The 15,148-nt window shown below is 66.7% G+C and carries 7 protein-coding genes; 4 read left to right on the top strand and 3 right to left on the bottom strand.

What is annotated here, in order from left to right:
• Window positions 1-32: 32 nt before the first annotated feature.
• Both LDQ05_RS09980 and LDQ05_RS09975 read right to left on the bottom strand, forming a co-directional pair.
• A complete protein-coding gene (locus tag LDQ05_RS09980) occupies window positions 33-3,458 on the bottom strand; it encodes a Swt1 family HEPN domain-containing protein (protein WP_226436803.1) in 3,426 nt (1,141 codons plus the stop codon).
• A 173-nt stretch (window positions 3,459-3,631) separates the two neighbouring features.
• Window positions 3,632-6,415, bottom strand: coding sequence for a DUF1156 domain-containing protein (locus LDQ05_RS09975; RefSeq protein WP_226436802.1), 2,784 nt, complete (start codon window positions 6,413-6,415; stop codon window positions 3,632-3,634).
• A gap of 110 nt (window positions 6,416-6,525) precedes the next feature.
• On the opposite strand from LDQ05_RS09975, the gene LDQ05_RS09970 reads away from it, so the two are divergent.
• Window positions 6,526-8,214: a tetratricopeptide repeat protein gene (locus LDQ05_RS09970; RefSeq protein ID WP_226436801.1), complete on the top strand. Its 1,689-nt coding sequence runs from the start codon at window positions 6,526-6,528 to the stop codon at window positions 8,212-8,214.
• Window positions 8,215-8,221: 7 nt separating this feature from the next.
• Here the strand turns inward: LDQ05_RS09970 and LDQ05_RS09965 are convergent, their stop codons facing one another.
• Window positions 8,222-11,680 (bottom strand): helicase-related protein, encoded by a 3,459-nt coding sequence (locus tag LDQ05_RS09965; RefSeq protein WP_372461069.1) that lies wholly within the window; start codon window positions 11,678-11,680, stop codon window positions 8,222-8,224.
• A 65-nt stretch (window positions 11,681-11,745) separates the two neighbouring features.
• Here LDQ05_RS09965 and LDQ05_RS19840 point away from each other — a divergent pair, with 65 nt between their 5' ends.
• From LDQ05_RS19840 to LDQ05_RS09950, 3 genes are all read left to right on the top strand, one after another.
• Window positions 11,746-11,913, top strand: coding sequence for a helix-turn-helix domain-containing protein (locus LDQ05_RS19840; protein WP_226436800.1), 168 nt, complete (start codon window positions 11,746-11,748; stop codon window positions 11,911-11,913).
• A 184-nt stretch (window positions 11,914-12,097) separates the two neighbouring features.
• Complete coding sequence (gene rarD / locus LDQ05_RS09955; protein ID WP_372461073.1) at window positions 12,098-12,958, top strand: EamA family transporter RarD; 861 nt, start codon at window positions 12,098-12,100, stop codon at window positions 12,956-12,958.
• 343 nt (window positions 12,959-13,301) lie between these two features.
• Window positions 13,302-15,148: nitric-oxide reductase large subunit (locus LDQ05_RS09950; protein ID WP_226436796.1), on the top strand; the 1,847-nt coding region annotated here is incomplete at its 3' end.

Here is a 15,148-nt window from a genome sequence, read left to right as displayed (position 1 = left end):
ACGTAGGTGTCCACCCACGGACTGTCGGGACGTCAGTACTCCTCGAAGCCGGACTGCTCGAACTTGAGTGTCGTGGCGTTCTCGCTCACCGTCCGGACTTTCGCATCGTCGAAACCGTCCTGGGCGCGGGCGGAGATCTCGATGCGCACCTCGAGTTCCACACCGTCGACGGCCGCAAGGTGCTGGACGATCTCGTCGGTGATCCGGTTGAAGTCGCGGCCGTAGAAGCTCGGATCGAGGGTGGTGCTTCCGAAGAACCGACGCTTCACCGGTTTGTGTGGGGTACCGCCGGTTCCGCTGCCCGTGCCCGTGCCCGTGCCCGTGCCTCCGGATGTTCCGCCATTCGATCCCGTGCTGGATCCGTCGTCACCCGGAGAAACCTCTCCGCCTGACCTACCCGACCCATCGGACCCATCGGACCCACCGGTGGCACCTCCGCCGTACTCGTCGGCTTCGCGTTCGCGTTGTGCTTCTGCACGATCGGGTTGGACCAGCAGCAGCGAATCGGTGACCTGCGGCGGTGTTGCCGTGTCCGAGGGGAGGACGAGCCCGATGTACTTTTCACCGTCCCAGCTGTCGGCGAATGCAAATCCGGTGGGTTGCCAGTGCATCTCGTCGTACACCGACAGCACGCCGTCTTCGAGGACTTGCCGGTCACGCAGCCGCGCCAGATACGGGTAGGTGGTGTACAGCGCGAAGAGCGTGCCGAAGTCGATGTGTCCGTCGCGATCCCACGCGGCCTTCAGCGTGCCGTTCAGGTCGTGACGGATCAGGGCCGCGCCACGTTGCGTGGTCAGCCAGCCCTCGTTCCGCAGGCATGTGGCTGCGCGGTCGGACAGGTTGTCGCCGGCGGTCGTCTTCTTCGTCTCGATCAGCAGGGGGCGCGTCGCGTCGGGCTGAATGGGCGCGAGCACCCACTGGTAGGTCTCGAGGAGGCGGTCGTGCACGGTGCGGTCGTGGGTGGCGACACGGTCGACGGCCTGCTCCCGCTGCGACGCGGTGAGGTCGAGGTCCTTGTCGGCGTTGTCGCGGACGTACGACCACGCGAGGAAGTCCCGCACGGCGGCTTCGAGTTCACGCCAGCGCGCGGCATCGGCGGCGAGGAACACCACCATGTTGCGGTGGGTGCGTGCGGCACTACCGCGGTGTTCGGTGACGTCCCTGGCCCAGTCGACGGCGTCGGGGCCGCCCTTGCTGTGGGTGTGCGACGGCGGCACGATCACGAGCCGCACTTCCTGTTCGTCGGGAACGTCGGCGGATGATTCCGGGGCGACATGGACGGCGGTGAATCCGTCGGGTGCGGTACGACGGTGGGTCTGCAACCGGCGTACGACTTCGGCCCAGACGTCTTCCTTGTGGAGTTGTTCGGCGTAGTCGCGTGCGGTGCGGGTGGTGTTGGCTTGCGTGTCGTACCAGTAGGTGGAGCCGGAATTGTAGAAGTAGGTGGCGGTGTCGGCGAGGTGGTTGAGCGCCGAGTGGAAGTTGCCGGGGATGTCGCCGGGCAGGGCCGCCCCGAGGAACACGCGTTGCTTCTCGATGCCCTTGTGGGCGGTCTTGAGGGTGGGAACGGAACCCATGAAGACGGCGCAGGCCAGGCGTTGGGTGGTGAAGCGTTGTCCGAGAAGGGCGTTGTTCTTGTCCACTTCGGCGGGTGCCGACCGTGTGCCGGCGACGTCGGTGTCGATGAGGGCTTTCCACCGGTCGTCGAGGTACTGGGTGAGTTCGGTGATCACCTTGTCCTCGTCGAGGGGGACCGATCCGGGCATGATCAGCGGTGCGGCGTCGTTGCCGCGCCACAACTGCCCGACGATGGTGTTCATGAGGCGCAGCACGCCGCGGGTGCGTTGGAAGCGGTCGAGTGTCGACCAGTCCTCGTAGAGCCGGTCGAACAGTTCCGGGTGGATCGGGTAGCACTGCTTGATGCGGTCCTTGTAGGTGTTCTCCCGGACCTCACGCGGAAACTCGGTGCTGTGGTCGCGGTAGTAGGCGACCATCGCATCGGCGGTCGCGTTGATCTTGGCGAGGGCTTGCCCGTCGGGTGTTTCGAACAGGCGACGGCGCACGATGTGGAAGCTTTCCTCGGCGTCGGCGGCGCGCCACTGGTCGGCGACACGTCCGATCGCGCTGCGGAGCATGCGCAGGGCTTCGCGGCCGTTCTCGCCGCCCACTTCTTCTTCGTCGCCGACGTATTCGCCGTCCTTCATCTCCGCGGACGCCGGGATGGAGATGAGGATGAGGGTGCCGGGAACGGCTTTGGCGGCCTCGGTGAGTGCCTGTGCGAAGGTGAATTGTGCGTCGAACGTGCCATCAGGAAGCTCGTCGTGTCCGTGCAGCAGACGCGCGTACGCCACCCATTCGTCGATGAGTACCACTGCCGGCCCGAACCGCTCGAACAGTTCGCGCAGGGCCTCGCCGCCCGGGTTGAGTCGGTTCTCGTCCGATTCGCGGATCATCGCGTAGCCCTCGGCCCCACCGAGATGCCAGGCGAGCAGTCCGCCGATGGTGTTGATGCGTGTGCCGTCGGGCATCGTCTTGACGGCGCCGGCTTTGATCTGGGTGCCGACGAGCGCGACCCGCCGTGCGGTGGGAAGCTCGGTGCCGCCCAGGAGATCCTGCACGTCCTGCGGGTAGTCGGCGAGGGGCCTGCCCGACGCGATGTGGTAGACGGCCAGCATCGAGTGTGTCTTGCCGCCACCGAAGTTGGTCTGCAGGTTGATGACCGGTGCGGCGTTCACATCGCCGGACAGTCTGCGTACCGCGCGGCCGAGGATGTCGCGGAGCCCCTGGGTGAGGTAGGTGCGCTGGAAGAACTCGACGGGGTCGGTGTACTCGGCGTCGCCTTCGCCGCGTGAGACCATCGCGAGGTCGGCGGCGAATTCTGCGGCGTGGAAGTTGCCGCTCTGCACGTCGCGGTGGGGACGCAGTACCAGGCGCCACGGCTCGAGCCCGGCCGCGCCGATCTCCGCGACGCCCGGTGCCTTGACGACCTTGCGGTCTTCGCGTTCGGAGCTGATGCGCATCAGGTCGACGCGGGACCGCCGCACTTCGTCGGCCTGGTCGGGTGCGCCGATGGCTCGTAGGAACCGTTCGGCGGTGTCGAGAGCCCGGTAGGCGTCGTCGGCGGTGAAGGAACTGTTGTGTGCCCACTTGTTGCGGACGTCGCGTAGTTCGGTGGCCCAGGACTGCTCGGTGCGCGAGAGGTGGTCGGTGAACGGATACCACCCCTTCTTGATCTGGTTGGGGATCTGTTCGGTGATCATCCGCAGTCCGTCCTGCGGATCGGTACCCGAATACGACTTCCCGGTGCTGCCGCGCGCCGTATCGCGGGCCTCGAGCAGGGCGGTCCAGTCCTGGCCGGGCTGCAGGTGCTTCCCGAGGACGTAGGTGTGGAACTGGTCGAGAGCGGGCCCGAGAAGCTCGAATGTCCGGCCGATCCGGTCGCGGTTGGACAGCGCCACGATGTTCCCCTCAACTCCCGACTTTTTGCACAACAAATTGTGCAGAGCACATTACGGAGTCGCGACGATGGGCGCTCGACCGGGGGACCGCTGCCTTCGGGTACCGTCGACGGTGAATGCCCCAGGCCGCCTCTACCTCGTATGCGACCTGGGGCTCCTGCCTTTTCTGCTGGTCAGTTGTCGAACGACAGCTGCGTGGCCGAGTTTCGTGACTCGCGGACGATGTCGTTCCACGCGGTGCCGAGCGAGTTGAAGTCGACGGCGATCTTGGTCTGCCTACGGTCCTCGGCGATGGCGAAGAGCAGGAACGCCAGTTCCTTGCACAGATCCCGGTCGATCGACGACGGCACCTGCGCCAGCATCGCGCCCGCACCCGGTACGCCCAGCGTGGTGAGCAGCCGGGTCAGATGCATGACGACTTCCCACTCGCTGATCTGCGAGTCGGCGGACGGATCGTACGGCTTCTCGGCGTACACCTCGTCGAGCGCCGTCGGGGAGAGCAAGGTGACCTTCCCGGCGCGGCTCGTCAGGATGCCCGAGCGGTCGAGCCGTTCGACCGACGTGTTGCGGGCGCGAGCGAGATTGTCGGCGTCACCGAAAGCTGCCGACTCGAAACCGTTCTGGCGGAACCACGCGATCGCGAACCGGGTGTCGGCGTCGAAGTCGCCTTCCTGTTCGGCGAGGACCTCGTCGAGGATCTCGTTGATGCGGGCGAGCGCGGCGCGGACGGTCATCTTCGATCCGTCGTCGTTGAGGACGCCGGAGAAGCGGGAGAACACGGCCATGCCGGGCCCGATCGCGGCCTGCGGCAGATCGACCGGGGCGATCGCGCCCTGCTGCAACTCCTTCAGCTTCTCGGGGAGTTCTGCTTTGAGCGCGGCGACGAAGCTCCGGCGGTCGACGGTGGGTGCGTCATCCGGGCGCGGGCGCAGGGTGAGGACGATCGAGGAGGCAAGGGCATTGGTGCCACGCGCGAGTAGCCTGCCGCTACCTTCAGTTCGCATCGGCCATGTCGCGGTGACCACCCACCCGGCCCGAATAATACCTTCAAGGATGGTTTCCCATCCCGTCGAGGCTTCTCCTTCGCTCGTTGATTCGGCTTGTTTGACGGCGTAGTACACCGTGATTGGGATATCAGATCGGGCCGAACTGCGCATACGGGTGAATAGCCCTCGAAATCCTTCCTCGAAGAATCTGTGTGCGCCTTCCTTTCCGCCGTGCCGGTAGGGATTCGCTACAAGTTCGTCGCTCTTCGGCACGAGCATAGAACCCATCAACTCTGGATGGATTGACCGGAGTGAGCGGCGTAGCCAAACGTAGAAGAAGTCGGACAGGTCTGAATATCCTATGTTGTCGTAGTACGGCGGATCCGTCGAGATGACGGTGTTCCCAGCGATTTCGGAAGCCGCGTTTTGTTGTCGGGCTACGCCCTCGTTGATCGGTAAGGCATTGGCTACCTGTGCTGCCTTGTCAAGAGTTGTGAGCCACGAGCCTCCAGATTCGCCGAGTAGGAACGATTCTGCAAAATCCCATGCCATCGGAATGGCTTGACGGGCGAACACCTCGCGGAAAGCTCCGCGATCACTCATCCAACTGGTAATCGAAGACGACAGGTTGGTGCACTTACTGACAACAAGTCCAAGGTACGTCGCGACGGCGTCCGCGTACGCAGCGGCTCCGGTTCCTCCGGCTTCGAGGCGCTCACCCTCCTCCATTCCGGCCGCGAGGGCATCGGCGAGGACGTGCTCGCGAGCATCGCTCACGAGGTCGCTGAAGGTGGTGAGGGCGGTGAGCTGGCGTGGCGTGAAGAGATCGGCAAAGTCTGTCATCCCGAACGCCGGGGTGGAGAACCATCGCGGGTTCGTGGCGATCTCGCCGTCGGGAACGTCAGCGGGCCGGGAAACAAGAGCGGCGCGTTCGTGCTCCGGATCAGGTTCCAGGTAGATCCGTGTTCGTTTTCCCTCGGCGACCGTCGCCATCAGTTGGCAGCTGAGACGTCCAGCCCGACCCTCGGTGCGAAGATAGTCCAGGCTCATGGTGGCACCGCACCCGATGCACGTCGCCCCGGTCCGCCCGACCGTCCCGTCGTTCTCCTTGGTCGGTGCGTGTTTCACGTCGTGACCGATGCGGAAGACCACCTTCCCGTCCTCGACGGACGGAACGACGTACGCTTCTTTGCCCTTCTTCTTGCCGAGCCACCTCGAGCGGACGAGGGGCATGGCGATGCCGCAGGCCGGGTTGGGGCAGGTGACTGTCCGCGCCCAGATCCATGCGATGACGGTCGCCTCGGAACCGTCCGACAGCTTCGCCTTCGGATACAGATGCCCGATGCGCTTCTCGGCTTCGTCGCGCATCCACTGCCCGTAGCGGCGGACATCCTCGGCGAGGCCGGTGGCGCGCGGCCAGCTGTTGATCTGCGACTCCGCAGCGCCGGGGAACACCGGGGGCTGCCCCGCGAACTTCGGGGGGATCTCGATCAACGCCTTGTTGATCAGCACGGCCACCGGATTCAGATCGGACGCGTGCGCTTCCAAACCCAGACGTTGGGCCTCGAGCGGAATTGTTCCGCCGCCGGCGAACGGATCGAGGATGGGTGGCGGGTTGCCGTCGGTCGAGGCGAGGATCTCCTCGTGCGCGCGGCGGAGCAACTCCTCGTTGTTCGAGTTCTCCCACACGACCAACCGCTCGATCAGATCATGCAGGCGCTTGCGCTCGGCAGCGACGGCGTCCTCGGTCGGGAACCGATCGGGATGAGAGGACGGATCGTCCACCAACTGGGCGAACAGCACCGCGCGGGCAGCTGCGAGTGGGCGCCGGGCCCACCACAGATGCAGCGTCGACGGATGCCCGTGCCGGATGGACTTCTCCCGAGCCGACTCCGCGTTGATCTTCTCGAGGGGTAGTGCCACCTCGATCAGCTTTCGCTTCTGAACAACGTGTTGTGCATCGTCGGGCATGGGGTGGTGCTCGCTTCTCGATCGTGGGCATGACGGAACACACGTTGAACAACGTGTTGTGCGGAGCATAGTCGGGGTCGCTGTCGGCCTGCGCAGGTACCGTCGCGGGCATGACGCAATGGGGAGCGGGCGATGACCAGCGGCTAGCGACGAGCCTGGGGGTGCGCGCCGATGCGCTCCCGGCGGTGACGGCGTTCATCACCCTCGTCAGCTCCCGTGCCGGTGATGCCGATGCCACCCGCAGGTCGGTCGACACCTGGAATCTGTTCGGACCCGACCTGTTCGCCGACCTCGCCGACCCCGCTGTTGCGACCGGCGTCGCGAATGCGGTGTTCGAGATTTTCGGCACCGAACCCGAGTCGATCGCCGAGGCCGCCCGGTGGCTGCTCGAACACGGCCCCGCGCAGATCACCGCGGCGATGCGGTGGATCATCGGTCTCGCCGCCGAAGCAGTGGGCCGTATCGACGATGCCGAAGGCCACTTCGAACGCTCGTGTACCGCCGACGGCGAGTTCGTCCCGGCGCTGCTGCGACTGGCCCAGTACGCCTCCGACCGCGGCGATGCGCTCCGCGGGCTCGCGCTCTACGACCGGATTCCCGGAGGGCGCGAACACCCGATGTTCGACGTGCTGCTCCGATACCGCGACGACCGTGAGTACTCGCTCGTCGAGCGCGCCCGCTGGTTGTACGAGAAGGCGGGGCAATACCTCGAGCAGTCGCAGCATCATCGTGATCACCTGGTCGAACTCGCGAGCATCCGGATCGCACCGAGGCTCGCCGGCGACAGCGACCTTCAGGACGGACTCGACGACTTCGTCTGGGACGTCGTGCTGTTCGACTGCGGCGCGTTCGCCGAGTTCATCGCCGTCCGCGGCCCGCTCCTGCCCGCGGACGAACAACTCCTGGCCCAGCAGTGGCTGCTGATCGAGCGTTCCCTGTTCGAGGTCGAGGACGTCCGCCCCGGTGCGGGCATGACCATGCGCGCCGTGCGCACCGGCGACCGCATCGACGTCACCGAACGCGCGGCGACCCGGCAGGTGCGGGCAGGAGAGTTCTACTGCGCACGGGTGGTGCCCGTCGGTGAGGGAGTCTGGAACATCTTCGGCGGCGCCGAACCCGTCTCGCTGCCGCAGCGCGAACCCCTCCTCGACCTCCTCGACGACGACGAGGCGACCCCAGAACAGCTCGTGGCATTCCTCAGCGCCCGGTTCGGGCCACCGCAGTTCGTGACGGCTTCCGGAGAACCGATGGTCTTCTGTTCGTCGGCATGGACGGTCGCACCGTCGTCGACGCTCCGACGCAAACTCAGCCGCCGCTTCGGTGCGGCGCACGACGACGAGTGGACGTGGACCGAGGGCGACCGCGTGCTCGGTGTCGTCGTACTCGACACCTCGCGCGATCCGTGGACGATCAAAGTCGATGCGATGAGTGAATTCGATTACGAGGACATGGTTCACCTGGTGCTCGGCGCCGCACCGGGCGCCACGCTGGTGCGCGAGGGGAGGGTCCCGGCCGCCCAGATGATCGCGGAGAGGCGTGCGGGCGCAATGTCCGGGCCGGCGCCGCAACCCGACCTCGACGACCCGGAGATCGCGGCACTTCTCGACGAGAAGATCCGGGCGTACGAGCAGCAGTGGCTCGACGAACAGATCCCGGCACTCGACGGCCTGACCCCGCGACAGGCCGCGGCAGATCCGACCCGCCGCGACGATCTGCTCAACCTCCTCGGCAGCATGCCCGACGACGAACGACCGGGGACGATGAGCGCGCGACGCCTGCGGGAAGCCCTCGGCCTGTAGCGCGCCGTCAGATCGGTTCGACGCCCCGCGCCCATTCGCGCGCCCAGTCGCCGCGCACCCCGGTGGCCGCGAACGATCCCATTTCGATGTTCGCGAACGCGTCGACGATGTACCGGACCCGGTCGAGGTGCGCGCCCTCGGGATGCACCTCGACCAACGCGAGGCGGTGCTGCGCCCCGGCGTTCTTCCCGTACAGCACCTCGTTGTAGGTGACGAAGAAGTCCTCGGCCCCGGCGAGGCGGCCCTTGACCTCCACGAACACGGTGGGTGTCTCCCCGGAATGCGAACGGATGTCGAATCCCTTGTTGTTGTGCGGCATTTCCTCCGGCTCGCGGCCCAGCCTCCGTTCCGCCGCCAGCACCGCGTCCACCGCACGCCGTTCGACGCCTTCGGTGTCGACCGCGTGCGCCGCCACCGCCTCCGGAACCGTGGCGGCGACCAGCCCGGCCGGGAGGATCAGCGCGGCCCCGACGGTGCGGGGTGGTTTCGCCGACAACCGCGACTCGGCGTCGAGGCGCGCGACCCTCGCCTCGAGGCGAGCTTCGAGTTCGCGGGCGTGGGAGCGGAGCCGTTCCGGCGACACCCGCACCTTCGCGGCCTTGCCTGCGGCCTGCTCGTCGCGCAGCCGAGCGGCCTCACCGTCGAGGTGGTTGATCTGCTGGATGAGCCGCGACCGCACGGCACTGCGCGCCTTGTCGATCTGCGGCACCAGCCGCGCCCGCACCTGTTCGAGGTGCTGAGGCTGGTCGTGGACGATCGCCCACCGGGAGGCAATCTCCTCGACGCCCTGCGCCAGCCACGGTTCGTCGAGTACCGCGGCGACCACATCCCGGTGACCGGTCAGCGGTTCGGCATCCAGGTAGGGGGCCGGTCCCGCATCGGCGACCGCACCGTCGGCACCGAGCGTGACGAACGAGAACCGTTTGCTCACCATGGTTCCGGTGCCGTCGACGATCTCGCTGGTCAGGGCGACGACGAGGCGGGCCGCGGTCCCGGGATCGTTGCGGTCGATCAGCACCGCGCCGCTGCGCAGCACATCTCCGTGCCGCTCGAGGGCCAGATCGAGGACGGTGTCGAGCAACGGATGACCCGGCGCCAGCAGTGCCGCGCGCACGGTGCCGTCGACGAGTTCGGGTTCGAAGGTCACCCGCTCGTACCGCCCGGCCAGCGGACGCCACGCGCCGATCGGCTGATGGTCCCGCAGTACTGCCGGAACATGGCTGATCTCGAACCTGCCCCGTTCACGCGGGGTGAGTCGCCCACCGAGCCGGGTGAACGCTTCGCGGAAGAACAGCTCGATGTAGTGCGGCTGCAGCCGGCGTGCCCGGGCTTCGTCCATCTGCCTGCGGAGCCGCTGCACCTCGTGCGGATCGAGTGCCTCACGCGCCAGAGCACGCTCCTCGAGAAGATCCGACAGGCCGTGGGAGACTTCCTCGTCGAGTACCCGGTCGAGGCGGTCGCGGACGGCCGGGTCGTCGCCGTAGCGGATCGCGTCGAGGAGCAACTCGCGCAGGGGCCGGTCGGTGAAGGCTTCGCCGAGGACATCGAACAGCCGGCCGCCGTAGGCGCGGCGTTGCTGTTCCATCTTCTCGAGCAGCCGCGTGAACACCTGACCTTCGCGGGTGTCGTCGGCGACGAGGTTCCACAGTCGGCACACGTGCCGTTGCCCGATGCGGTGGATGCGGCCGAAGCGCTGCTCGAGCCGATTCGGATTCCACGGCAGATCGTAGTTGATCATCAAGTGGGCGGCCTGGAGGTTGAGGCCCTCACCGGCGGCGTCGGTGGCGAGGAGGACGAGGCGACGCGGGTCGTGGGTGAACTCCTCTCGTACCCGCCGACGATCCTCGCGGCGTGTCCCGCCGTGGATGGTCAGGACGGCATCGTCGCGGCCCAGCACCGAACTGATGCGCTCGTGCAGGTAGTCGAGGGTGTCGCGGTGTTCGGTGAAGACGATGAGTTTGCGGGGATTGCCGTCGTCGTCGCGTAGGAGGCGACGGTCGAGCAGCAGTGACCGCAGTTCGACCCATTTGCGGTCCTCACCGGCGTCGCGGACGGCGGTGGCGAGGTCGACGAGTTCGCCGAGCGCGGTGATCTCGGCGTCGAGTTCGGCGGCGGACCGCGCCGCGGTCGCCGCGTCGACCACGTCCTCCTCGAGATCCTCGAGTTCGGCGGCGTTCAGTTCGTCCGGGTCCGACAGTTTCGACCAGTCTTCTTCGCCCGACGTCGGCGCACTCCGGGGCGCGAGCAGTTCGGCGCGTCGCGTCGTGAGTCGTGCGCGACGACGGACGAGCGAGCGCAGGATGGCGTGGGTGCTCGACGCGAGGCGCCGCTGCAGGACGGTGAGCGCGAATCCGACGGTGCGGGTGCGCGGGCTGTCGGGCAGTGCGTCGGCCCGGTTCATCTCCTCCCGGACGTAGCGGGTGACCGCCTCGTACAACTCCTGTTCGGCGCCGGAGAGCCGATAGGGCACGGTTTCGGCGACCCGTTCGGGAAACAGTGGTTTGCCGTCGAAGGTGAGGAGTTCCTCCTTGACCATGCGCCGCATCAACCCGCCGGTGTCGGTGGAGTGCGCGCCGGGACGGTAGCGGCCTTCGAAGCGGTCGGGGTCGAGCAACGCCAGGAAGGCCTGGTAGTTCTCCTCGCTGCCCGAATGCGGTGTAGCGGTCATCAACAGCAGGTGCCGTGTGATCCCGTCGAGCATCTTCCCGAGGGCGTACCGCTTGGTCACGCGCAGTTCGCCGCCCCACCAGTTCGCGGACATGCGGTGCGCTTCGTCGACGATCACCAGGTCCCACCGGCTCGCTGCCAGGTGCCCGAGCAGATCCTCGTCGCGGGCGAGTTGATCCATGCGGGCGACGAGCATCGGATTGCCCGTGAAGGGGTTGCCGTCGGGTGCGGCGGACACGAGGTCGCGGGTGAGCAGGGTGGTGGCGATGCCGAACTTGTCGGCGAGCTCGTCCTGCCACTGTTCGACGAGACCACCGGGTGCGATCACGAGCATCCGGGTGAGGTCGCCGCGCAGGATCAGTTCCTTCGCGTAGAGACCGGCCATGATGGTCTTGCCGGCACCGGGGTCGTCCGCGAGCAGGAAGCGCAGAGGCATGCGCGGCAACAGTTCCCCGTAGACCGCGCGGATCTGGTGGGGGAGCGGCTGGACCGCGCTCGACGACACGGCGAGCATCGGGTCGTGCAGGCCCGCCATCCGGATGCGTAGCGCCTCCGCGGCCAGGCGGAAGTCGGCGCCGTCGCCGGTGAACGACCACCGCGCGGTGGTCGGCACGATCGTCAGCCCCGCGAGGTCGTCGCGGTAGATCAGTTGCTCGCCGGTGACGCCCGATGCCTCGCGGAACACGACGGTCGCGACGTCGGATCCGTGGCGGGTGACGGCCAGGATGGTCACGGCGTCGGATCGGACGCCGTGGAGCACGATGCCGCTGGTCAGGTCGGTGAAGTCGGGCGGTGTCACAGATCTCTCCTGGTGCACAACGGGGTGTGCAGACAATACGTTGTGCGTCGGACACGGTGAGTTCCGTGGCGAACAAGACCGAGAGCGACCTCGTGTGGGTGAGCTTCGGCCTGTCGTTCGCGCAACGTCTGCGGTGGCTCCGCAAGCGCAGGGGCCTGTCGCAGGAAGCCCTCGGGTTGCTGACGGGCATGCACCGCAATCAGATCTCGAACCTCGAGGCGAAGCTCGGCTGACGCCGGTCCCGGCGGTCGAGTGTGCAGGTGTTGTTGCATTTTCGCGTTGCAGGCAACCAGAACTGCACACTCACCGACGGGTCCGAACCCGTAGGGTGAGGCGGTGGTACCGAAGGATCAGGGGCGTCGAGGGTTCGAGCGGGCAGGCGTGCTCTGCGGGCTCGGGGCGTATCTGTCGTGGGGAATGTTTCCCGCGTTCTTCGGTCTTCTCGAACCGTCGGGTGCGGTGGAGATCCTGGCACACCGGGTGGTGTGGACGCTCGTGCTCATGCTGATCCTGCTTGCGGTGCTGGGGCGGCTCGGCGCACTGCGCGGATTGGGCGCACGCACCTGGCTCCTTGTTGCTGCCGCGTCGTCGGCGATAGCGGTGAACTGGGGTGTCTACATCTACGGGGTGGTGTCGGGCCGGGTGGTCGAGACGGCCCTCGGATACTTCATCAATCCGCTGGTGAGCGTCCTGTTCGGGGTGTTGTTCTTTCGGGAGAGACTGCGGACCCCGCAGGTGATCGCGCTCGTCGTCGCGGCGTCGGCGGTCGTGGTGATCACCGTCGACTACGGCCGGCCGCCGATCATCGCGCTGACGCTCGCGTTGTCGTTCGCCACGTACGGGGTGATCAAGAAGATCGTTCCGCTGGATCCGCGTACGTCGTTGGCCGGTGAGGGGGTGGTCGCGGCGCCGTTCGCCGTCGGCTACCTGGTGTTCCTCGCGGTGACGGGCACCGGCACGTTCTTCGGGCACGGCGGCGGGCATTCCGCGCTGCTCGTTTCGGCGGGGCTTGTCACCGCCGTGCCACTGCTGCTGTTCGGGGCCGCCGCCCAGCGGGTGCCGCTGGCGACGCTGGGCATGCTGCAGTATCTGACGCCGAGCCTGCAGATGGCGTGGGGTGTGTTGGTGCTGCACGAGGACATGCCGGCGTCGCGGTGGATCGGGTTCGGGCTCATCTGGGTGGCGCTGGGGATCTACAGCGCCGATGCGCTGGTTCGCGCGCGCCGCACCTCGCGGGCCGCGATCGCCGGTGCCGGGGGGGACGCGCGCCGCCGGTGACGCGCGTGCCGGTCGGGTTGTCTGCCCGACGGTGAGATTGTGCACGTCGGCGGGTCCACGTCGATGCGACGGTGACGTGGGTTCGCTGTTCGGTCGTGCGGAGGGTATGCGGAATCGCCCGATGTCGCGGGTCCACTCACCGTCGGGATGCTGTGTGTCTTCTGCGCATCCTAGCCCCGGACATCGGTGTCCGGCCGGTGAGTCCGGACACCTTGCGGTCGATCCGTCCGGGGTGGCGAGGGGCGGCTCGACAAATCTGTAATGCACGTGGTATCAACAAGTTCCGAATTTACACAGCTTTTACCGTGGTTATATCGCGGCAGGCGAGGAGATGGGAGGGACGATGGCGCGACGGTCGGATACCAGTGGTGGATCGGTGCGGGGTGTGGACCTGAACCTGTCCAAGGGATGGGTCCAGGGTGTTGTTCTGGTGATGGTGTTCGGGTTCTTCGTGATGGGATTGCTGGCGCTACGGACCTACACCGATTCGATGCCGTTGCCCGACAAGGTGATCGGGCCCACCGGCGAGGTGGTCTACACCGCGGAGGAGATCACCGAGGGCCAGCAGATCTTCCTGCGCCGCGGCCTGCAACAGTACGGCTCGGTGATGGGCCACGGCGGCTACCTCGGACCGGACTACACCGCCGAATACCTGCGCCTGTCCGCCGAGCACATCCGCGGCCAACTCGACGAGACCGGCGTGCAGGACCCGTCGGAAGCGGTGTCGCAGATGCTGCGGGAGAACCGCTACGACGAGGACACCGGGATCCTCGAATTCACCGCCGAGCAGGTCGCCGCGTTCGACGCCGCGACGCAGTACTACGCGGACTTCTTCGGCACCGACAGCACCGAATACGGGCTGCTGCCGGAGATGATCACCGATGAGCAGCAGATCCACGACCTGACCTCGTTCTTCTCGTGGACCGCGTGGGCCGGTGCCGCCGAACGTCCCGGCCACGACTACTCGTACACCAACAACTGGCCGCCCGAATCGCGCGTGGACAACACCCCGACCGCGGACATCCTCGTCTGGTCGGGCATTTCCTTGGTCGCGTTGATCGGTGGCCTGGGCGTGTTGTTCGCCGTGTACGGACGGTGGAGCAAGAAGATCGGCTGGCACGCCGCCGAACAACCCGCGCTCGCGTTCCGGCAGCCCGGCGAGGTGCAGATCACCAAGGCGCAGAAGGTCACCGCGTGGTTCTTCCTCGTCGTCGCGGTGTTGTTCCTCGGCCAGGCACTGCTGGGAGCGGCGATCGAGCACTACCGCGCGGATCTGACCAGCTTCTTCGGGATCGATCTCGCGCAGGTCCTGCCGTTCAACCTGGCACGCACCTGGCACGTGCAGTTGTCGTTGCTGTGGACGGCTGCGGCGTTCCTGGCCGCGGGTATCTACCTCGCGCCGATCATCGCGGGGCGGGAACCGCGGCGGCAGCACTGGTTGGTGTGGGCGCTGTTCGGTGCGGTCGCGCTGGTGGTGTTCGGTTCCCTGGCCAGTGAGGCGATCTCGATCTTCGGTCCGGACTGGGCGGCGGGGTCGCCGCTGTTCGATCAGCAGTGGGAGTATCTGGATCTGCCGCGGGTGTGGCAGGCGCTGTTGGTGGTGGGGTTGTTCCTGTGGATCGCGATCATCTATCGGGCGATCCGTTCGCGGTTGAAGACCGAGCATCGGTTGAACATGCCGTGGTTGTTCCTCTACGCGGGTCTGGCGATTCCGGGGTTCTATGCGGTCGGGATGCTCGCCGGGACGCAGACGCATCTGACGGTCGCGGAGTTCTGGCGGTTCTGGGTGGTGCACCTGTGGGTCGAGGACTTCTTGGAGTTGTTCACCACGGTGATGGTGGCCTACATCTTCGTGATGCTCGGGGTGGTGCGTCGGAAGATCGCCATTCAGATCATCTTCTTGGATGTGATCCTGTATTCGGCCGGCGGTGTGATCGGCACGATGCATCACCTGTATTTTTCGGGAACACCCGTCGAACACACCGCCCTCGGCGCCGTGTTCTCCGCACTCGAAGTGTTGCCGCTGACGTTCCTCACCGTCGAAGCATGGACGTTCCTGCAACTCGGGGCGCGGCAGCAGTCGCGCAGCGACAAGCCGTTCCCGCACCGCTGGGCGGTGATGTTCCTCGTTGCGGTGGGGTTCTGGAACTTCGTGGGGGCGGGGGTGTTCGGGTTCCTGGTGAACCTGCC

The sequence above is a fragment of the Rhodococcus yananensis genome (assembly GCF_020515525.1).
GTDB classification, from domain to species: domain Bacteria; phylum Actinomycetota; class Actinomycetes; order Mycobacteriales; family Mycobacteriaceae; genus Rhodococcus; species Rhodococcus yananensis.
The sequence above is the reverse complement of the archived record's forward strand: the minus strand, read 5'-3'. Positions and strand labels throughout refer to the sequence as shown.